Below are 582 nucleotides of genomic sequence, written 5' to 3' on the forward strand. Positions count from 1 at the left end.
TCCGGGGAGCCGGATCCGGCGGCGGCGATGCAGGCGTGGCTGGCCGCGGACGCCGCGGTGCCGTTCGATCTGGCGACGGGGCCGCTGTTGCGGGCGACGTTGCTGCGGGTGGCGGCGGATGGGCATGTGCTGGCGTTGGCGATGCATCATGTGGTGTCTGACGCGTGGTCGGCCGGCATTCTGCGGCGCGAGTTGGCGGCGTTGTACGCGGGGGCGGATCTGCCGGCGTTGCCGGTGCAGTACGCGGATTTCGCGGTGTGGCAGCGGCGCTGGTTGTCGGGCGAGGTGCTGGAGGGTCAGCTCGGGTTCTGGCGGGAGGCGCTGGCGGGTGCGCCGGTGCTGGAGCTGCCGACCGATCGGCCGCGGGGCCCGGTCCGCCAGACCGACGGCGCGTTCGTCGAGTTCACCATCCCGGCGCCGGTCGTCGAGGGTCTGCGGCGGGTGGCTCGCGACGCGGGTGTGTCGATGTTCATGACGTTGCTGGGTGCGTTCACGGTGCTGCTGCATCGGTACTCGGGCCAGGACGACGTCGTGGTGGGTACGCCGATCGCGAACCGGAACCGGGCCGAGATCGAGGGCCTG

1 protein-coding gene is annotated in these 582 nt (G+C 72.2%); it reads left to right on the top strand.

Annotated elements, in window-relative coordinates:
* A partial coding sequence (locus ABD901_RS58865; RefSeq protein ID WP_345145168.1) for a condensation domain-containing protein occupies positions 1-582 on the top strand: 582 nt, incomplete at both ends.

It is taken from the genome of Dactylosporangium darangshiense (genome assembly GCF_039537565.1).
GTDB classification, from domain to species: Bacteria; Actinomycetota; Actinomycetes; order Mycobacteriales; family Micromonosporaceae; genus Dactylosporangium; species Dactylosporangium darangshiense.